Genomic DNA, 19663 nt, shown 5'->3' with positions numbered 1-19663 from the left:
GGGGGGAGAAGGAGTTTTAAGAATCGCTCTCTAAAATCTTATCCACGGTGATCGGCAGGTCGCAGAGGCGTTTGCCGGTCGCGTGGTGGATGGCGTTGGCGATGGCGGCGGGGACGCCGACGATGCCGATCTCGCCGACACCCTTGGCGCCCAGCGGGTTGACGATGTCGTCATGCTCCTCGACGAAGATGACGTCGATGTCGTGGACGTCGGCGTTCACCGGGATGTGGTACTCGGCGAAGTCGTGGTTCATGAAGCGGCCGAGGCGCTGGTCGGTCATCGTCTCCTCCTCCAGCGCCATGCCGATGCCCCACACCACTGCGCCCAGAACCTGACTGCGCGCCGTCTTGGGGTTGATGATGCGGCCGGCGGCCACCGCGCTGACCACGCGGGTCACCTGTACGGTGCCGAGATCCTCATCCACCCGCACCTCCGCGAAGATGGCGGAGTGGGTGCCGAGCGCATGCTGCATCTGCGACTTGTAATTGGGGATTGAGCGCGCCTCGTCCTCCAGCACCAGAAGGTCGTTGGCGCGCATCACCTCGGTGATCGACATGCGCCAGGACGGGTCGGATTTGGCGATCAGGCAGCCGTCGGCGAAGGTCAGGTCGTCGGCCTTCAACCCCTTCAGCGGCCCGTCGTTCAGCCCGACCGCGAGGCCGGCCAACTTGTCGCGCAGACGGTCGCACACCGCCTTCACCGCCGAGCCGACCGACGACACCGTCCAGGAGCCGCCCTGCAGCGGCGCCATCGGCAGGTTGGTGTCGCCGAGCTGGAAGGACACCCGGTCGATGGGCAATCCCAGGATATCGGCGGCGATCTGGGTCATCGCCGTGTAGGTGCCGGGGCCGATGTCGGCAGTGGCGCTGCCGACCACCAGCGTACCGTCGATGCCGAGCCGGGCCGACGCCACCGCCTGCCCCTGCATGGCGTCCCACACGCCGGTCGCCATGCCCCAGCCGATCAGTTGGCGCCCCTCGCGCATCGACCGTGGGGCATGGCTGCGCTTGTGCCAGCCGAAGCGCTCGGCGCCCTGATGGAAGCAGGCGCGCAGCTCCTTGCTGGAGAAGGGCTTCCCGGTGTTGGGGTCGACCTCGGTGTAGTTCTTCAGCCGCAGCTCCAGCGGGTCCATGCCCAGCTTGACAGCCAGCTCGTCCATGGCGATCTCCAGCGCCGGGACCCCGGTGGCGGCGCCGGGCGCGCGCTGGTCGAGCGGGGTGTGGGTGTCCATGCGCGCCAGCTTGTAGTCGAGCCGGACGTTGTCGCACTTGTATTGCTGGCCCGACCAGTTGACGACGACCTCGACGTAATTCTCGGTCTGCGAGGATTCCTGCACCGCTTCATGAATGATGGCAGTGAGGGTGCCGTCCTTCTTCGCGCCCAGCGCCACGCGCTGGAGGGTTTCCGGGCGGTGGCCGAAGCTGAACATCTGCGGGCGCGTCAGTTCCACCCGAACCGAGCGCTTCAGCGTGGTCGCCGCCAGCACCGCCATGAACAGCTGGTGCTGCGGACGCAGGCCCGAGCCGAAGGCGCCGCCGACGAAGGGCGAGATCACCCGCACCGCGTCCTTCGACAGGTCGAAGACGTTGCAGACATAGGTTTGGGTGTTGATCGGCCCCTGCGTCTTGTCGTGGACGGTCAGGGTGCCGTCATTGTGGTAGATGACGGTGGAGGCGTGCATCTCCATCGGGTTGTGATGCTCGACCGCCTGGGTAAAGTCGAGGTCGACGCTGACATCCGCCTCGGCAAGCGCCTTGTCGGCGTCGCCGCGCGGCTTGGGCGGGGGCTGGAAGCCGCCCTTGTCCTTGCCGGGGGTGAAGGCGTTGGCACTGGCCGCATGCAGGTCGGTCTGGTGCTCGTCGGCCTCATAGGTGACGTGGATCAGGCGGGCGGCGTAGCGCGCCAACTCGAAGCTCTCAGCCACCACCAGCGCGACGGGCTGGAGCGCGTGGTGGATCGTCGCATCATAGAGCGGGCGGAAGGGCGAGCCCTTGGGCGCGTCGTCGTCCTTCCACTTGCGGTCGAACCAGGGCAGGCTCGGCCGGTTCTGGTGGGTGAAGACCTGGAACACGCCGGGAAGGGCCAGCGCCTTCGACGTGTCGATGTCCAGGATGCGGCCGCGGGCGATTGCGCTGGAAACGATGTAGCCGTGGGCGAGGCCGGGGGTGTTGAACTCCGCCGCGTATTTGGCGCCGCCGGTCACCTTCAGCCGGCCGTCGACGCGGCTGACGGGCTTGCCGATCTGGCGGCCGGGGCGGTCCAACTGATCGGGGATGGTCGGTTTGGCGATCATGGGTGCTCCACTCCGGCGGCTTCGGCCAGCGCCCGGACGATGGCGCGCTCGGCAAGTCCGATCTTGAAGGCGTTGTGGGACTGGCCCTTGGCACCGCGCAGCAGGACGCGCGCGGCCTCGCGGAAATTCTCCAGCGAGGCGGGCTTGCCGGCCAGTTCGGCCTCGGCCGCCGGGTCGCGCCAGGGCTTGTGGGCGACGCCGCCCAGCGCGAGGCGGGCGGTGCGGATGGTTTGGCCATCCAGGTCCAGGGCGGCGGCCACCGACACCAGCGCGAAGGCGTAGGAGGCGCGGTCGCGGACCTTCAGGTAGGTGGAATGCTTGGCGAAGCCCTCGGCAGGCAGGTCGATGGCGGTGATGAGTTCGTCGGCGGCGAGCGTGCTGTCGATGTGCGGGGTGTCGCCGGGCAGGCGGTGGAAGTCGGCGAAGGGGATTGTGCGCTCACCTTTGGGGCCGCTGACGCGGACGACCGCTTCCAGCGCGGCGAGGGCGACGCACATGTCCGACGGGTGGACGGCGATGCATTTGTCGCTGGCGCCGAGGATGGCGTGGATGCGGTTGACCCCGGTCAGGGCGCCGCAGCCGGTCCCCGGCTCCCGTTTGTTGCAGGGGGTGCCGGTGTCGTAGAAGTAATAACAGCGCGTGCGTTGCAGCAGGTTGCCGCCGTTGGTCGCCATGTTGCGCAGCTGCGGCGAGGCGCCGGACAGGATCGCCTTCGACAGCATCGGATAGCGCGCCTGCACCCGCGCGTCATAGGCGGTGTCGGCATTGTGGGCGAGCGCGCCGAGACGCAGGCCGCCGCCGTCGGTGTCCTCGATCTTGTCGAGGGCGAGGCGGGAGATGTCGACCAGCCGCTCCGGCCGCATTACGTCGGCCTTCATCAGGTCGAGCAGGTTGGTGCCGCCGGCGACGAACTTCACCGCCGCCTCGGTCGTCGTGCCGGGCTGGCCCGAGACGCCGCGGAGCGCCGCATCGACGCTGTCGGGACGGTGGTAGGAGAAGGCCCTCATGGCTTGCCTCCGTCCTTCCGCGCGCCCATCACCTGACGGATGGCGGCGACGATGTTGGGATAGGCGCCGCAGCGGCAGAGGTTGCCGCTCATCAGTTCGCGGATGTCGTCGTCGGTCTTGGCGTGGCCCTCCTCCAGCATGCCGACGGCCGAGCAGATCTGGCCGGGCGTGCAGTAGCCGCACTGGAAGGCGTCGTGTTCGACGAACGCCTCCTGCAGGGGGTGGAGCGAGTCGCCGCTGGCAAGGCCCTCAATCGTCGTGACGGTCCGCCCCTCCGCCATCACCGCCAGGGTCAGGCAGGAGTTGATGCGGCGGCCGTCCACCAGAACGGTGCAGGCGCCGCATTGGCCATGGTCGCAGCCCTTCTTGGTCCCGGTCATGTCGAGATGCAGGCGCAGCGCGTCGAGCAGGCTGGTCCAGGGGGCGACGCGCAGGGTCTTGCGGCTGCCGTTGATGGTCAGGGTGACGTCCATCGCCTCGGGCATCGTATCGGGAGGAGGCGCCGGCTGCTTGTGGATGTGGCCCTGGTACGCTGGACCTGTTGGCTGGGACATAACCGCTCCGACTGCTGGCAGGTGGGTTCCGCGAATGACTGCCGGGGGTAACAGCCGCCCTTCCGCTGCGTTCCGTCGATGGGAGCGCTGTCAGCTCCCTCTCCCGCCCCGGGAGAGGGAAGGGGCCCATGCGGAGCATGGGAAGGGTGAGGGGTGATCCAAGGAACCATGCGGTACAGGATTCTTGCCTTCCCCCTCACCCTCCCCACCTTCGGTGGGTCCCCTCCCTCTCCCGGGGCGGGAGAGGGCATTTTTTTGAAGGAGACCGCTGCCATGAAGCTTTCCGGTTCCTGCCGCTGCGGCGCTGTCCGCTTCACGCTGAACTCGCCGACGCCGGTGCCTTACATGCGCTGCTACTGCACCATCTGCCGCAAGAGCGCCGGCGGCGGCGGATACGCCATCAATCTGGGCGGCGACGCCGACACGCTGGTGGTCGAGGGGCGCGACGCGGTGGCGATGTGGAGGGCACCGATCGAGGACGCCGACCATCCGGGGCAGACCCACCCCGGCCCGTCGCACCGGCATTTCTGCAAGCATTGCGGCACGGCGCTGTGGGCGGAGGACCCGGCCTGGCCGGAGCTGGTCCATCCCTTCGCCTCGGCCATCGACACGCCGCTGCCGACACCGCCGGAGCGGGTGCACATCATGCTGGACTTCAAGGCGCCGTGGGTGGAGGTGCCGAGCGGGCCGAACGACGTGCATTTCGCCCGCTATCCGGAGGAATCGCTGGAGGAGTGGCACCGGCGGCACGGGCTGCTCGACCGCTGACGGCACCTGCCGTTGAGGACCACCCGGTTCGGGATATGACCAGCGGCTGCGACATCGGCTCTACGAAAGAAAGGGTTACCACATGCCGGTTTCCTCGCCATTTTCATAAGTAAAAATGGGAGGAACGCCATGCTGACCCTGCTCTATCGCAGCGATGCGGTCTCTCTGCTGCCGTTCTCGGCCTTGGCGGACATTTGTGTGCGAAGTTCCGCCAAGAATCGACGTCTGGGCATCACCGGCTTCCTTATCGAACATGAGGGGACGTTTCTTCAGGTGCTGGAGGGTGAGGCGGAGGCGGTGAACGAACTCTTCCATCGCATCTCGCATGACGAGCGGCACTGCAACATGGCGGTGCTGGGTCGCTGGGAACGGAAGGGACGGTCCTTCGGCTTCTGGGCGATGAATTTCGGCCCGCTGGACGATCCGTCCTTCTGGCAGGGGGAGTTCGCCGATCTGCGCGACGGCGACGCCTTCCGGCGCAAGAGCAGCGATGCCGACACCGCGCTGGCGGTGCTGTGCCGGGCCTATGCCTTCGCCGGCATGGTCGCGGGGGCCGATCCGGTGATCGGCGGCTTCGTGATGGGATACCCGCGGGCGCTGCCGGGTCCGGCGACCGTCTGAACCGTCAAGCATCTGATTCAATTGAGCCCTTGACGGGACGGCGCTTGCTCGTGCCATCGTCGCACCTCGCCCGGCCGCGGATGGCCGGCCGCCGAGGAGAAGCCCGTCGATGAACGCCTTGCGGCGTCTGTCCGCCCCTGCCCTGGTCCTGGCCCTTCTGGCTGCGCTGGTCGCCGCCAAGCCCTGGCTGCACGGCCATCTGGAACTCTTCGTCGGGCTGCCGCTGAGCGGCGGGTTCGACATCGCCGTCGCGTCGGCCGCGTGGCTTGCCGCCGCCTGGGGCGGGGCGCGGGTGATCGACATGCTGGCGACGGGCAACGGCGGCCGGCCGCCGCGCATCCCCCGGCTGCTGGCCGACCTGCTGCGCTTCTTCGTCTATGGCGTCGCGGTGCTGGCGATCCTGGCCTTCGTGCTGGAACAGCCGGTGACGGGGCTGCTGGCGACGTCGGGCGTCGCCATCGCCGTGCTGGGCTTCGCGCTGCGCAACATGATCGCCGACATCTTCGCCGGCATCGCCCTGAACATCGAACACCCTTACCGGCTGGGAGACTGGCTGGAGCTTTCGCCCGGCGTCGCCGGGCGGGTGGACGAGATCAACTGGCGCGCTACCAGGCTGATCGCCAGCGACGGTACCGCCATCGTCGTGCCGAACGGCATCGTCGCCGGCAGCCGCTTCGTCAATTACAGCCGCCCCAACCCGGCCTTCCGCGCCTCCGTCCCGATCCTGCTGGACCAGGAGGTGCCGGTGGAGCGCGGCAAGCGCATCCTGCTGTCGGCGATGCTCTGCGCCGACGGTGTGCTGCCCACGCCGCGGCCGGACGTGATCGTCGAGGCGGTGACGCCCAACGGCGTCTCCTATCTGGCGCGCTTCTGGACCGACGACGGCGGCCGGGTGTCGCTGGTGCGCGATGCCGTGCTGACGGCGGTGCTGTCCAACCTCGCCCACGCCGGAATCGAGCCGGCCCGCCCCAAGCAGGAGGTCCGCCGGCGCCAGACGGGGGCGCACGACACCGGCCTGCTGCGGCGCGGGCTGCTGCGCCAGTTGGAGCTGTTCGACGCCTTCGACGACAAGGAGGTCGACGCGCTGGCCCAGGCGATGCGGCAGTTCCACATCCCCGCCGGAAGCGCCGCCGTTCGCCAGGGCGACGCCGGCGAATCGCTGTTCGTCATCGCCGAGGGCGTGTTCGACGTCCAGATCGCCGCTCCCGCGTCCCTCGACACGGAGGATGGGCAGCGCCCCGGCGTGGTCCATCTGACGCGGCTGCGGCCGGGTGACCTGTTCGGCGAGATGTCGCTGCTGACCGGGCAGCCGCGCAGCGCTTCGGTCGTCGCCTGCACCGACGCCGTGGTGTTCGAACTGTCGCGCGGCCATCTGGACCCGGTGCTGCGGCGCCGTCCGGAACTGGCGGAACGGCTGGCCGAACTGATGGCCGAACGCCAGACCCGCAACGTCAGCCAATCCAAGCGCCAGCAGGGCGCCACCCCGCCGCCGCCGGCGGAATCACAGGCGCTGCTGGCGCGGTTGCGGGGCTTTTTCGGGCTGTAGGGGCGCAATTGCGCTGCCCCCTGCCGGTGGCAAAATTGGAACTCCATCCCTATCTAAGCAGTCCCGGCCCATAAGCGGCCGGCTGCGAGCGGCATGCCCCAGGTCCTTCAATATGGAAACTCGGGCAATATGGAACCTCGGGCGGTGCGGGCCGTTATGGCGCGCGGGTGCCGGCAACGATTTTACGATCGGAGCATCGTCTATCGCTCGCAACGGGTGGCGGCCGCATTCCGCAGCCGGCGCCCCCGGTGTTTGGCCCTTCTTGCGGGTCGAGCGCCCCTTCGTCCTGAACCAACGAGGAGGCTCGACAGCCGATGTGCGGACTGAGTGGTGAAATTCGTTTCAAGGCCGGCGAGGCGGCCAGCACGGTGGCGGTCCAGGCCATGTGCGACAAGCTGGCGCCGCGCGGGCCGGACGGCCACGGCCTGTTCGCCCATGGGCGCGTCGCCTTCGGACATCGCCGGCTGAAGATCATCGATCTCAGCGAGGCATCGCAGCAGCCGATGGTGGATGCGGCCCTGGGGCTCGCCATCGTCTTCAACGGCTGCATCTACAATCACCGGGAACTGCGCGAGGAGCTGGTCGGGCTCGGCTACCGCTTCTTCTCGGAGGGCGACACCGAGGTCCTGATCAAGGCCTATCACGCCTGGGGGCCTGATTTCGTCAAGCGCCTGAACGGCATGTTCGCCTTCGCCATCTTTGAGCGCGACAGCGGCCGGGTGGTGCTGGGCCGCGACCGGCTGGGCATCAAGCCGCTGTATCTGGCAGAGATCACCGGCGGCCTGCGCTTCGCCTCCTCGCTGCCGGCGCTGGTGGCGTCAGGTGGGATCGACACCGATGTCGATCCGGTGGCGCTGCACCATTACATGAGCTTCCACGCCGTCGTCCCGGCGCCCTACACCATCCTGAAGGGCGTGCGGAAGCTGCCCCCCGCCACGGTCCTGATCGTGGAGCCGGACGGCACCCGGCGCGAAAACACCTACTGGTCGCTGACCTTCGGGCCGCAGTCCGGCGACGAGGGGCGCGATTTCGCCGACTGGCGCGAACTGGTGCTGGAGACGCTGACCCGCGCGGTGCGCCGCCGGCTGGTCGCCGACGTGCCGGTGGGCGTGCTGCTGTCGGGCGGACTGGACAGCTCGCTGATCACCGCGCTGCTGGCCGAGAACGGGCAGAGCGGGCTGAAGACCTTCTCCATCGGTTTCGAGACGGTGGGCGACGAGCGCGGCGACGAGTTCCAGTATTCCGACATCGTCGCCAAGCATTTCGGCACCGACCACCACCGCATCTTCGTCGACAGCGCCCGCGCCCTGCCGGAGTTGACCGACTGCGTCCGCGCCATGTCGGAGCCGATGGTCAGCCACGACAACATCGGCTTCTTCCTGCTGTCGCAGGAGGTGGCGAAGCAGGTGAAGGTGGTGCAGTCGGGCCAGGGCGCCGACGAGGTGTTCGGAGGCTATCACTGGTATCCGCCGCTGCTGGAGAGCAGAGACGCCGTCGGCGACTACGCCCGCGTCTTCTTCGACCGCGACCATGCCGAGATGGCGCAGGCGCTGGACCCGCGGCTGGTCGGCGAGGACCATTCCCGCCGCTGGCTGGAGCAGCGCTTCGCCATGCCCGGCGCCGAGCGGCCGGTGGACAAGGCGCTGCGGCTCGACACCACCGTCATGCTGGTGGACGACCCGGTGAAGCGCGTCGACAACATGACCATGGCCGCCGGGCAGGAAGCGCGCGTGCCCTTCCTCGACCATGAACTGGTGGAGCTGGCGGCCCGCATCCCGGCGGAGATGAAGCTGCCGGACGGCGGCAAATATGTCCTCAAGGAAGCGGCGCGGCGCGTGGTGCCGGCGGCGGTGATCGACCGCCCCAAGGGCTATTTCCCGGTGCCGGCGCTGAAATACCTGCGCGGCCCCTTCCTGGAGCGGGTGCGGGACGTGCTGAACGCACCGGCGGCGCGGGAACGCAGCCTGTTCCGCCGCGAGTATCTCGACCGGCTGCTGGCCGATCCGGAAAGCCACATCACCCCGCTGCGCGGGTCGAAGCTGTGGCAGGTGGCGCTGCTGGAATTCTGGTTCCAGGAACAGGGTCTGTAAGCGGTCGTCTTTACGGCCATTCCAAACGAAGAACGCTCCGCCGGCACATCCGGGCGCGGGACCGATCCGCGTCCCCGGATGTTGCCAACGCGAGGAGCCGCATCCGACGATCAGGGGGAACCCATGAGCTACGCCCGCGTGAAACCGCACCGGCTGGAACGCGCCGCCAGCGCCACCCTGCGCCACACCCGCCGCTACACCGGCCGGCCACCGGCGGGAGAGACTGAGGCCGACGCGCCGCGCGCCGACGTGGTGGTGGATTGCGGCTGGGGCCGGCTGATCTTCGCCCACACCTTCGACGATCTCGACCGCATGATCGAGACGTTGCGGCAGGAGGCGCCGGGCACCCGCGACATCGTGTTCTATCTGCAGGACCCGCATGTCGCCCTGTCGCGCGCGCCGCAGGAGCTGTTCCTCGACCCCTCCCACACCTTCCGCCTGTGGCTGACCGATTATCGGCCGTCGCGGCGTCGGCCGAAGGGCTACAGCGTCCGCCGGCTGCGCACGCGCGAGGATGCCGAGGGGGTGCAGCGCATCTATGCCCGGCGGCGGATGGTGCCGGTCTCCTCCTCCTTCCTGGTGGCGTCGCGCAACAGCCGGGTGCTGACCCATTTCGTCGCCTGCGACGATTCCACCGGCGAGGTGATCGGGTCGGTGACGGCGGTGGATCACGCCCATGCCTATGGCGATCCGGAGAACGGCAGTTCGCTGTGGTGCCTGGCGGTCGATCCGCAGGCGTCGTTTCCGGGGATCGGCGAGACGCTGGTCCGCACGGTGGCGGAGCATGTGCAGGCGCGCGGACGGGCCTTCCTCGACCTGTCGGTGCTGCATGACAACGAGAACGCCATCGCGCTGTACGAGAAGCTGAATTTCCGCCGGATTCCGGCCTTCGCGCTGAAGACCAAGAACCCGATCAACGAGCGGCTGTTCACCGGCCCGCAGCCGGGCGAGCGGCTGAACCCCTATGCCACCATCATCGTCAACGAGGCGCGGCGGCGCGGCATCGGCGTCGATGTGGTGGATGCCGAGGCCGGCTATTTCTGCCTGACCTGGGGCGGGCGCAGCGTGGTCTGCCGCGAATCCCTCAGCGAGCTGACCAGCGCAGTCGCCATGAGCCGTTGCGACGACAAGGCGGTGACCCGCCGCGTGCTGGAACGCGCCATGCTGAACGTCCCGGCCCAGGCGGTGGCGGGAGAGGCGGAGGAGAACGCCGCCTTCCTGGCGACGCACGGCCGCGTCGTGGTGAAGCCGGCGCGCGGCGAGCAGGGGCGCGGCATCACCGTCGACGTGCGCGACGCCGAGACGATGGAGCGCGCCGTCGCGGCGGCCCGCCAGCATTGCGACACGGTGCTGCTGGAGCAGTTCTGCGAGGGGCAGGATCTGCGGATCATCGTCATCGACAAGAAGGTGGTGGCCGCCGCGGTGCGCCGCCCGGCCGAGGTCACCGGCGACGGCACCCACAGCGTGCGCGAACTGATCGAGGCGCAGAGCCGCCGCCGCGCCGCCGCCACCGGCGGGGAAAGCCACATCCCGATGGACGCGGAGACCGACCGCTGCCTCGCCGCCGCCGGCAAGAGCCTGGACGACGTGCTGCCGGCCGGCGAGGTGCTGCCGGTGCGCAAGACGGCGAACCTGCACACCGGGGGAACGATCCACGATGTGACCGACTGCCTGCACCCGGAACTGGTGGAGGTGGCGACGGTGGCGGCCCGCGCGCTGGACATTCCGGTGGTGGGATTCGACCTGCTGGTGGAGTCGCCCGACCGGCCGGGATACGTGTTCATCGAGGCGAACGAGCGGCCGGGCCTCGCCAACCACGAACCGCAGCCGACGGCGGAACGTTTCGTCGACCTGCTGTTTCCCCAGACGCGGGGGGTGCTGTAGCAAATTCGCCCTCTCTCCCCCGGGGAGAGGGAGGGGCCCCACGAAGTGGGGAGGGTGAGGGGGGTGCACTGCGTGGCTTCACGAGAATCCTCGCCACGCGTCCCCCTCACCCTAACCCTCTCCCCGGGGGGAGAGGGGATCTTCAGCAAGGCGGAAGAGGGTTCAGCAGGAGGAAAAACCGACCATGGCCGTACCGCTGCCCGTCGATATGGGCTATGTCACCGACGTCCTCTACCGGCTGCTGACCACGCCCAGCCCGACCGGATACACCACCGACGTGGTGCGGCTGTGCTGTGCCGAGTTGGAGCGGCTGGGCATCCCCTATGAGCTGACGCGGCGCGGCGCCATCCGCGCCGACCTGAAGGGGGTGCGGGCCAGCCCCGACCGGGCGCTGGTCGCCCATGTCGACACGCTGGGCGCCCAGGTGAAGATGCTGAAGGACAATGGCCGGATGGAACTGGTGCCGATCGGCCACTGGTCATCCCGCTTCGCCGAGGGCGCGCGTTGCACCGTGCTGACCGACCGCGGTCCGTGGCGCGGCACCATCCTGCCGCTGAAGGCGTCTGGCCACACCTTCAACAAGGAGGTCGACACCCAGCCGGTCACCTGGCAGCAGGTGGAACTGCGCGTCGACGCCCCGGTCGCCAGCCGGCAGGATCTGGAGGAGCGCGGCTTCAACATCGGCGACATCGTCGCCATCGACCCGCAGCCGGAATTCCTGGAAAACGGCTACATCGTCTCCCGCCACCTCGACGACAAGGCGGGGGTGGCGGTGATGCTGGGCGCGGCGAAGGCGGTGGTCGATGCCGGGGCCGCCCTGCCGGTCGATTGCCACCTGCTGTTCACGATCTCCGAAGAGGTCGGGTCCGGCGCCTCCTCGATCCTGCATCAGGACGTGGCGGAGATGGTGACCATCGACAACGGCACCACCGCCCCCGGCCAGAACAGCAGCGAATTCGGCGTCACCATCGCCATGGCCGACAGCACCGGCCCGTTCGACATGGCGCTGACCCACTCGCTGATCGCGCTGTGCCAGGCGCAGAACATCCCGCACCAGCGCGACGTCTTCCGCTATTACCGCTGCGACAGCGCATCGGCGATCGAGGCCGGCAACGACATCCGCACCGCACTGGTCTGCTTCGGCATCGACGCCTCGCACGGCTACGAGCGCATCCATGCCGACGCGCTGGAAAGCCTGGTGCGGCTGCTGGTGCTCTACCTGCAGAGCCCGCCCCGGGATTGATGGGCGGGATTGAGCGGCCCCTCAGCAGCCCGCCGTCCCGTCCCGACGCACTTCTTCCAGCACGCGGCGGAGGTCGCCGGGGTGGAGTGGTTTGTGCAGGAAGGCGCAGCCGCGGCGCTGGCCTTCCAGCAGGGATTCGGGCGCGGTCTCGCCGGTCAGGACGACCGCCGGGATGTCGGCCTTGAACAGCTTGCGCACACGGTCGATCACGTCGAAGCCGGACACCTTTCCCGGTAGGCGCAGGTCGGTCAGGATGGCGTCGGGCGGGCCTTCCAGCCCGTCGACCGCGGCGAACACCTCGCGCATGTTCGACGCGGAGACGAAGGCGCAGCCCCAGCTTTCCAGGGTCAGCAGCAGGCCGGACAGCACCATGCTGTCGTCATCCACCACCAGGATACGCATGCCGTCCAACGGGACTGCCGACGCCGCCTGATCGGCCGACGCCGTAGCGGACGAGGTGTCGGCGAGCGCCTCCTCCCCCTCCAGGCGGTCGACGGTGACGGCGAAGACTGAGCCGCGGCCGGAGCGCGACCGCACGTCGATGGGCGCGCTCAGCAGAACCGACAGGCGCCGCACGATGGCGAGGCCGAGGCCAAGGCCGCGCGTCGGATCGCGGGCCGGGTTGGTCAGCTGGTGGAACTCGTCGAAGATGACGTCCAGCTTGTCCTGCGGAATGCCGAAACCGGTGTCCCACACCTCGATCCGCCAGTGCCCGTCGCGCTTGCGCAACCCCAGCAGGATGCCGCCGCGCTGGGTGTAGCGGATGGCGTTGGCCAGGAGGTTGCGGATGATGCGGCCGAGCAGGATCGGGTCGCTGCGGGTGAATGCCCGGCAGGGCAGATGAACACGCAGGCGCAGCCCCTTCTCCTCCGCCTGGGGACGGAATTCATCGGCCAGCGATTGCAGAAGCGCATCCACCGACACCGGCTGCAGGTCGGCCTCCACCGTGCCGGCGTCCAGCGTCGAGATGTCGAGCAGGGCGTTCAGCAGCTGCTCGCCCGCCGTCATCGCGTTTGCCAGCATGCCGGCGGTGCGGGTGGCCCGCGCGTTGCCCTCCACCTGGGTGGTGAGCGCGTCGAGGAACAGGCGCATCGCCTGGAAGGGCTGGCGCAGGTCGTGGCTGGCGGATGCCAGGAAGCGGGAGCGCGCCGCCGTGGTGCGCGCCACCTCCGCCCGCATCGCCTCCTCCAGCTTGGCGATGGCGCCGTCCAGCGTCGCCGTCGCCAACACTCCGACCACGCGGCCGTCGACCAGCAGCGGCGTGGCGCGCAGGCTCAGCGGCGGTTCGGTCGGCAACTGCAGCGGGGCGCCGTCGGGCGGCGTGGCCGGGCCGTCGGCGCCTCCTACCCCGTAGAGCGGGCGCAGCGCGTCGGCCACCGCCGGCCAGCCGCCGGGCAGCAGGGTCGGCCCGCTCTCGTCGCGGGTGGCGGCCCGCGGATGGTTGAGCAGGGAGGCCAGCGCCTCGTTGCAGCGGACGGCGGCCATCTCCGGTCCGCCGATCACCAGCATGGTCGGCACCGTCCCGGCCGCGCAGACTCGCCGTGCGTTGTCGAGACACTCGCGATAGCGCAGATCGGTCGGGGACATTGGGGTGGCCGAAGATCGGTGCATCGCGTCGGAATCTCTCACATCGGTGTCGCCGGGGATCGGGGCGGGAATCGGAGTGTCGTGGAACGGCTGGAGGCTGATCGCCATCGTAATCGGCACCGGCACCGGATAGACCGTCGGACAGTTTCGAAATGCCCGCAGAGAATAAACGGACAAAGCGACTTCCGAAATCACACGATGGCTCTACTCCCTTCCTATGCGGAAGGTGCAGGCCGCGGCCGCCGCATCAGATGATCCTCCACGAAGTATTTCCGACGCAGAAGCGCCATCAGCCGGGTTTTCAGGACATCCATCTCCTGCGCCTTGCCAACGAAATCGTCGGCACCGGCGTTCAAACTGATCATCAGCTGTTCCTCGTCGTCCTGGCTGGTCAGGATGACGATTTGGAAGAACAGGCCGCGCTGGCGCCGGAACCTGTCGAATCGTTCGCAGAGCTGGGTGCCGCTGGTGCCCGGCATCACGAGGTCGAGGATGACGCAGTCGAGCCCGCCGCCGGCCAGCGCCGCCACCGCCTCGTCGGCGTTGCGGGCGGCGGTGACGGTGCAGCCCTCCTGCTCCAGTTCGGCGCGCAGGAACTCGCGGTAGGTCGCGCTGTCGTCGACGATCAGGATATGGGCGCGGCGGAAGATTTCCGGCACGGTCGGCGGGGCGCTGCGCCGCTCCAGCAGCACGCAGGCCTCCTCCACCAGCGCCTTGGGGTCGGAGGAGTCGTGCTCGCCATCGCCGCGGCCGAGCACCATGACGGCGGCGTCGCTGCGCGCGCGCAGGTCGGCGAGGCCGGTGGGGCCGGCAAGCTCGCCCTCGACGATCAGCAGATCCTGCGGATTGCCGGCGATCTCGGCCAGGGCCGGTTCCACGCCGTCGACGCAGACGGTCTCGACGCCTCGTTCCTCCAACAGAAGCTTCAGCAGAAGCCCCTGCGTCTGGGAACCCATGACCACCAGGCTGCGGAGTCCGTTCATGGCGCCATCTTCTCGTCGGAGGTCAGTTGCAGCAGCCGTCCGGCCACCCGGTCGAGAGGCAGTTCCTCCACGGCGCCGCCCAGGCGCACGGCGGTGCCCGGCATGCTGTGGATCACCGCCGTGGAGGCGTGTTCGGCAATCGTGTAGGCCCCCGCCCGATGCATGTCCACCAGTCCCCTCGCTCCATCCTCTCCCATGCCGGTCAGCAGCACGCCGATGCCGGAGGCGCCATAGGCGCGCGCCATCGACTGGAACAGCACCTCGCCCGACGGGCGCTGGCCGCACACCATCGGGTCGCCGGACAGGCGGATGGCGCCGTTGTCCACCAGCATGTGCCGGTCGCCCGGCGCCACATAGACCGTGCCGGGCCGCGGCTTCACCCCCGCCTCGCCCAACTGCACCGGCAGCGGGGAGACGGTGCCCAGCCAGTTGGCGAAGCCCTCCATGAAGGGAGCGCCCATATGCTGGACCACGAAGACCGGCAGCGGAAAGCCGGTCGGCAGCTCCTTCAGGACTTTCGCCAGCGCCGCCGGCCCGCCGGTGGAGGCGACGAGGCCCAGCCCGCGGAAACGGCGGATGCGGCCGTCGGCCGTCACCGCCGCCTCCGGCAGGCCGCCGTCGGGGGATGGGATTTCGCCGGAGGCATTGGAAGAGCGGGCGGCCCGCGCTGTGATGCGGTGGCGGATGACCTTCACCTGGCTCATGATGACCAGTTGGGTGCAGAGATGGTGCGCCACCGTCTGGTAGTCGGCGCGCGCCATGCTGCCCGGCTTTTCCACCACCGCTAGCGCGCCGGCCTGCAGCGCCCGCATCGGGATGTCGAGGTCGCGCACGTCGGACGCCACCACCACGATCGGCAGCGGATTCTGCCGCATGATGCGGCTGGTCACCTCGAAGCCGTCGATGCCCGGCAGGCGGATGTCGAGCGACACCACGTCGGGGGCGTTCTTCTCGATCATGCGCAGAGCCTGCTCGCCGCTGGAAGCGATGCCCGCCACCTCCAGCCGCGGGTCGGCGCCGATGACGTGGCTGAGAAGCTGCTGGATGACCGGACTGTCCTCCACCACCAGCACACGGATACGACGAGTTCCGACGGTGGGAGGTCCGGAGTGCGCCGCCCCGCTCACAGCAGCCGCCGGATGCCGGCCAGAAGCTCGTTCTGGTCGAACCGCGTCTTGACGATGTAGGCGTCCGCCCCAAGCCGCAGGCCGCGCTCGCGGTCCTCGTCGCTGGCGCGCGAGGTGACGAGGATCACCGGGATCTCCTCCAGCCGCTTGTCGGCCTTCACCGCCTGCAGCAGGGCGAAACCGTCCATCCGGGGCATCTCGACGTCGCTGATGATCAGGCCAACCTCCATCCCTTCGGAAAGGCGCTCCAGGGCCTCGCGCCCGTCCACGCACAGCGTCACCCGATAACCATGGGCTTCGAGGATGCTCTTTTCCAGCGTGCGGGTGGTGATGCTGTCATCGACGACCAGGATATGCGCCCGGGCAGGGGTAGCCTCTTCCGCCGGGCGTGCCGGGGGCGGCAGGACGCTGCCGGGCAGCGGCATCAGGCCGGAGATGTTCAGCACCAGCGCCGGCCCGCCATCGTCCATCAGCACGGTGCCGAGATAGCGGCCGCTGTCGAGCCCGGTTTCCTCCGCCGCCGTCACCACCGTTTCGCGCGTCGCGACGAAGCGGTCGACCGCCAGCGCCAGCCGCCGGTCGGCCGCGCGGACGACCACCAGGGCCAGCGAGCGTTCGGCGGTGGGCACCACCGGCGCCTCCATGCCCAGCAGGGCGGCCAGCGAGGTGACGGGAGTCTCCTCCTCGCCGATGCGGATCATCGGGGTGCCGACGCCGGAGAACAGCGATTCGGCGGTGGCGGTGCGCAGCCGGACCACGTCGGCGGACGGGATCGCCAGGATCTGATCCTGCACGGCGACGAAGACCAGACGCTGGCTGAGCAGGCTCAGCGGCACCTCGATGGTGACGGCGGTGCCGCCCTCCGGCCGGTCGGCGATGGTCAGGTTGCCCTGCAGCCGCTCCACCTCCCGCCGGGCGATGGGGAGGCCCATGCCGCGCCCGGCCAGTTCGGTGGTGCGCGAGGCGGTGGAGAAGCCGGGATGGAACAGGAACTCGGTCAGCCGCTCCAGCGGTATCTCCTCGGCGCCGGACAGCTCGTCGGCGTCGATCAGGCCGCGTTCGGCCGCCTTGCGCAGGATCGCCGCGCGGTCCAGCCCGCGGCCGTCATCCTCGATGCGCAGGTGCAGGCGCGCCCCCTCCACCGAGGCGGCGATGGTGACGCGCGCCGCCGGCCGCTTGCCCAGCGCCAGCCGTTCCGCCGGCGTTTCGATACCGTGGCTGATGGCGTTGCGGGCGATGTGGAGGATGGGGTCCTTCAGCCGCTGCAGGACGTTGCGGTCGGCCTCCACCTCCAGGCCGCGGACGTCGACCTCGACCTCCTTGCCCTCGGCCCGGCTGATGTCGCGGACCATACGGCCGAGGCCGCTCAGCTGGTTTTCGGCCGGCAGCATGCGCAGGCGCCGCATGTCCTGCTGGAAGCCGCCGCCCCAGCGCCGCATCGACCACAGCAGCCGGTCATGGCTGCGGTGCGCGCTGTCGAGCGCGCCGCCCAGCGACCGGAAGCGGCGCTCGAAAGCCATCAGGGCGGGAAGAGCGCCGCGGCCGTCGAGCGCGTCGGCTCCATCCTCCGGCCGGGCCTCCAGCCGGGCGCCGCGGCCGAGCTGCACGCGCAGATGGCGCCATGCGCGGTCGAGCGCCCGCCATTCCTGGCGCATCGCCCGGAGCTGCTCGCCGAGCCCCGCCTGCGCCTCCACCTCCGGCAGCAGGGCCGACGCGGTCTCGGACAGGCGCTCCAGCCCCTGGGCGGCGATGCGGACAAGGGCGGCGGAATCGGCGTCGACGGTGCGCTCGCGCTGGCGGGGAGGCCGGCTGCCGGCGGTACGGGCGGGGGAGGCCGGAGCGGGGGCCGGAGCGGGGCCGCCGCTGCGACCGGCGGCCAGCGCGTCGAGATCGGCGAGCACGCCGGCCGTCTCCACCTCGCCGCCGCCCTGGAGCGACCAGGCGACCAGATCCTCGATGGCGTCGAGCGCGCGGCGGAACACGCCGACATTGGCGGCATCGAGCGGGATCTCACCCTTCTGCACGGCGATGAAGGCGGCTTCCAGCCGGTGGGAGATCGCCTCCACCTCCGGCAGGTCGACGGCGCGGGCGGCGCCCTTCAGGCTGTGGGCGCGCCGGTGGATGTCGACGAGATCCGGCGCGTCGCCCGTCGCCTCCGCATCGCGGAGCGCGTTGCGGATCGCGGCGAGGTGCTCCTTGTGCTCCAGGTCGAAGGCGGCGAGCAGGCGCTGGCGGATGTCCATCAGGGGCTCCGCATCACACCCGGTAGTTCCGCACCGCCTCGACCAGACCCTGGCCGAGGTTGTTCAGGTTGGCGGCGGCGCCTTCCAGCTGGCGGGTGCCGGCCGCCGTCTGGCTGCTGGCCTCGCGGATGTTCTGAAGCGCCTGGATCACCTGCTCCAGGCCGATCTGCTGCTGGTTGGTGCCGGCGACGATCTGCTGGAAGGCCAGCACGCTCTCCTGGATGTTCTCCGCCATGGTGCGGATGGTCGATTGGGTGGCGTCGGTCTGGCGCTTGCCGGCGGCGACGCGCTTCACCGCCTCCTCCGTCAGCATCACCGAGGCGTTGATGCCGTGCTGGATCTCCGACAGGTTGGAGCGGACCTGGGCGGTCGCCTCCTTCGACTGGTCGGCGAGGCTCTTGATCTCGCCCGCCACGATGGAGAAGGTGCGGCCATGCTCGCCGGCCGCCGCCGCCTCGATGGCGGCGTTCAGCGCCAGCAGATGGCAGCGCTCGGCGATGTCGTTGACCGTCACGATGATCTCGCCGATCGCCTGGGTGCGTTCGGACAGCATGACGATGTTCTCGGCCACCGCTTCGGCCTGTTCGCGGATGGCGTCCATCGCCTGGATGGTGTCGTCCACCGCCTTCATGCCGGAATGGCTGGAGGCCGCCACCGTCTGGGCGCCGTGCGAGACGTCCTGGGCGCGGCGGTTGATCTGGGCGCCGGATTCGGTGATCTCCGACAGGGTGGCCGTGGTCTGCTCCACCGCCGCCAGCTGTTCGGCGACGCTGGCCGACTGCTGCTGGGTCGAGGCGCGGATCTGGGCGGTGGCGGCGTGGACGCTCTCCGCCGTTTCGCGGGTGGTGCGGGCCATCGACTTCAGCCGGCCGGCCATCTCGTTCAGATGCTGGCCGAGGATCGCCAGCTCGTCCTTGCCGGCGATGGCGATCTCCTGGGTCAGATCGCCGTGGCCGACCTTGGTGACGAAGTCGATGGCGCGGCCGAGCCGCCGGGTGATCGAGCTGCCGATCAGATAGGCGACCGCCACCGCGATCAGGAAGACGACAACCAGCGCGATGACCGAGGACTGGATGGCGGAGTTGTAGATCGACCGGATTTCGCTGCGGCCGGCCGTGGTCAGGTGGTCGATGGCGGTCTGGGCCTGGGCGATGCGCGCCTCCATGTTCTTGCGCAACTCGTCCACCCGCTGACGGCGCTGCAGCGCGTCGGTGATCTGGTTGCGCTCCAGCATGGTGTAGATGGTCCGTGCCTCGTCGCCGACCAGGGCGATGGCGCGGCTCATCTCGTTGACGGAGGTGTCCAGTTCGACCCAGCCCCGGCGGCGGCTGTCGGTCACGCCGGTCGAGGACCGTTCAGCCACCATCGCCCGCAGCTGGCCCAGCCGGTCGCGCAGTTGGACGCCGACCTCGTCGTAATGGCGGCGCAGCGGCGCCAGCAGGGCCGGGATTTCGGCGACCCGCCCTTCGGCATTGGCGATGGACACGGCGTTCAGCGCCGTCTCGCGCGTGCTGCGCAGTTCCGCCTGCATGTTGCCGACGTCCGTCACCATTTTGGCGGCTTCGTTGTCGTAGGTCGACACCGCCATGATGACGTCCAGCGCGTCGGAGAAGCGCGACATCTGATAGAGCGCCAGCAACGCCGTCAGGACACAGACGACGCCGAATCCCAGGACCAGCTTGTGCGCGACTTTCATGTTCATTCTTGGACTCCAGCC

Annotated in this window: 14 protein-coding genes; 6 read left to right on the top strand and 8 right to left on the bottom strand. The window is 69.4% G+C overall.

All coding sequences use genetic code 11. The features are described from left to right. Window positions 1–16: 16 nt before the first annotated feature. From M5E06_RS19015 to M5E06_RS19005, 3 genes are read right to left on the bottom strand one after another with little or no spacing between them, the layout of a single operon-like run. Window positions 17–2293: a xanthine dehydrogenase family protein molybdopterin-binding subunit gene (locus M5E06_RS19015; RefSeq protein ID WP_252139543.1), complete on the bottom strand. Its 2277-nt coding sequence runs from the start codon at window positions 2291–2293 to the stop codon at window positions 17–19. After that, window positions 2290–3300 carry an FAD binding domain-containing protein gene (locus M5E06_RS19010; RefSeq protein WP_252139542.1) on the bottom strand — a complete coding sequence of 337 codons (1011 nt, stop codon included), beginning with the start codon at window positions 3298–3300 and terminating at the stop codon, window positions 2290–2292. The genes M5E06_RS19015 and M5E06_RS19010 overlap by 4 nt, the downstream gene beginning before the upstream one ends. Continuing rightward, window positions 3297–3854: a (2Fe-2S)-binding protein gene (locus M5E06_RS19005; protein WP_502801996.1), complete on the bottom strand. Its 558-nt coding sequence runs from the start codon at window positions 3852–3854 to the stop codon at window positions 3297–3299. Before M5E06_RS19005 ends, M5E06_RS19010 begins: the two co-directional genes overlap by 4 nt. Window positions 3855–4127: 273 nt before the next feature. Here M5E06_RS19005 and M5E06_RS19000 point away from each other — a divergent pair, with 273 nt between their 5' ends. From M5E06_RS19000 to M5E06_RS18975, 6 genes are all read left to right on the top strand, one after another. Continuing rightward, the gene (locus M5E06_RS19000; protein WP_252139541.1) at window positions 4128–4622 is read left to right on the top strand and encodes a GFA family protein; all 495 of its coding nucleotides are present in this window, start codon (window positions 4128–4130) and stop codon (window positions 4620–4622) included. 129 nt (window positions 4623–4751) lie between these two features. Beyond that, on the top strand, window positions 4752–5243 hold the full coding sequence (locus M5E06_RS18995) for a BLUF domain-containing protein (protein ID WP_252139540.1): 492 nt from the start codon (window positions 4752–4754) through the stop codon (window positions 5241–5243). 109 nt (window positions 5244–5352) lie between these two features. Beyond that, window positions 5353–6789 carry a mechanosensitive ion channel family protein gene (locus tag M5E06_RS18990; protein WP_252139539.1) on the top strand — a complete coding sequence of 479 codons (1437 nt, stop codon included), beginning with the start codon at window positions 5353–5355 and terminating at the stop codon, window positions 6787–6789. A 314-nt stretch (window positions 6790–7103) separates the two neighbouring features. Continuing rightward, on the top strand, window positions 7104–8879 hold the full coding sequence (locus tag M5E06_RS18985; RefSeq protein ID WP_252139538.1) for an N-acetylglutaminylglutamine amidotransferase: 1776 nt from the start codon (window positions 7104–7106) through the stop codon (window positions 8877–8879). 123 nt (window positions 8880–9002) lie between these two features. Next, window positions 9003–10763 (top strand): N-acetylglutaminylglutamine synthetase, encoded by a 1761-nt coding sequence (gene ngg, locus M5E06_RS18980; RefSeq protein ID WP_252139537.1) that lies wholly within the window; start codon window positions 9003–9005, stop codon window positions 10761–10763. A gap of 184 nt (window positions 10764–10947) precedes the next feature. Beyond that, window positions 10948–12006 (top strand): osmoprotectant NAGGN system M42 family peptidase, encoded by a 1059-nt coding sequence (locus M5E06_RS18975; RefSeq protein WP_252139536.1) that lies wholly within the window; start codon window positions 10948–10950, stop codon window positions 12004–12006. Between the two features lie 21 nt (window positions 12007–12027). On the opposite strand, the gene M5E06_RS18970 is transcribed toward M5E06_RS18975, so the two are convergent. The 5 genes from M5E06_RS18970 to M5E06_RS18950 form a co-directional block, all read right to left on the bottom strand. Further along, window positions 12028–13593 (bottom strand): ATP-binding response regulator, encoded by a 1566-nt coding sequence (locus tag M5E06_RS18970; RefSeq protein ID WP_252139535.1) that lies wholly within the window; start codon window positions 13591–13593, stop codon window positions 12028–12030. A 215-nt stretch (window positions 13594–13808) separates the two neighbouring features. Continuing rightward, window positions 13809–14576 (bottom strand): response regulator transcription factor, encoded by a 768-nt coding sequence (locus M5E06_RS18965; protein ID WP_252139534.1) that lies wholly within the window; start codon window positions 14574–14576, stop codon window positions 13809–13811. Further along, window positions 14573–15649 (bottom strand): chemotaxis protein CheB, encoded by a 1077-nt coding sequence (locus M5E06_RS18960; protein WP_252139932.1) that lies wholly within the window; start codon window positions 15647–15649, stop codon window positions 14573–14575. Before M5E06_RS18960 ends, M5E06_RS18965 begins: the two co-directional genes overlap by 4 nt. 50 nt (window positions 15650–15699) lie before the next feature. Beyond that, window positions 15700–17946, bottom strand: coding sequence for a hybrid sensor histidine kinase/response regulator (locus M5E06_RS18955; RefSeq protein ID WP_252139533.1), 2247 nt, complete (start codon window positions 17944–17946; stop codon window positions 15700–15702). 13 nt (window positions 17947–17959) lie between these two features. Then, window positions 17960–19648 carry a methyl-accepting chemotaxis protein gene (locus M5E06_RS18950; RefSeq protein ID WP_252139532.1) on the bottom strand — a complete coding sequence of 563 codons (1689 nt, stop codon included), beginning with the start codon at window positions 19646–19648 and terminating at the stop codon, window positions 17960–17962. Window positions 19649–19663: the final 15 nt, after the last annotated feature.

Source organism: Azospirillum sp. A1-3 (assembly GCF_023806445.1).
Classification (GTDB): domain Bacteria; phylum Pseudomonadota; class Alphaproteobacteria; order Azospirillales; family Azospirillaceae; genus Azospirillum.
Note: the sequence above shows the minus strand (reverse complement) of the source record. Positions and strands in the feature narration are given on the sequence as shown.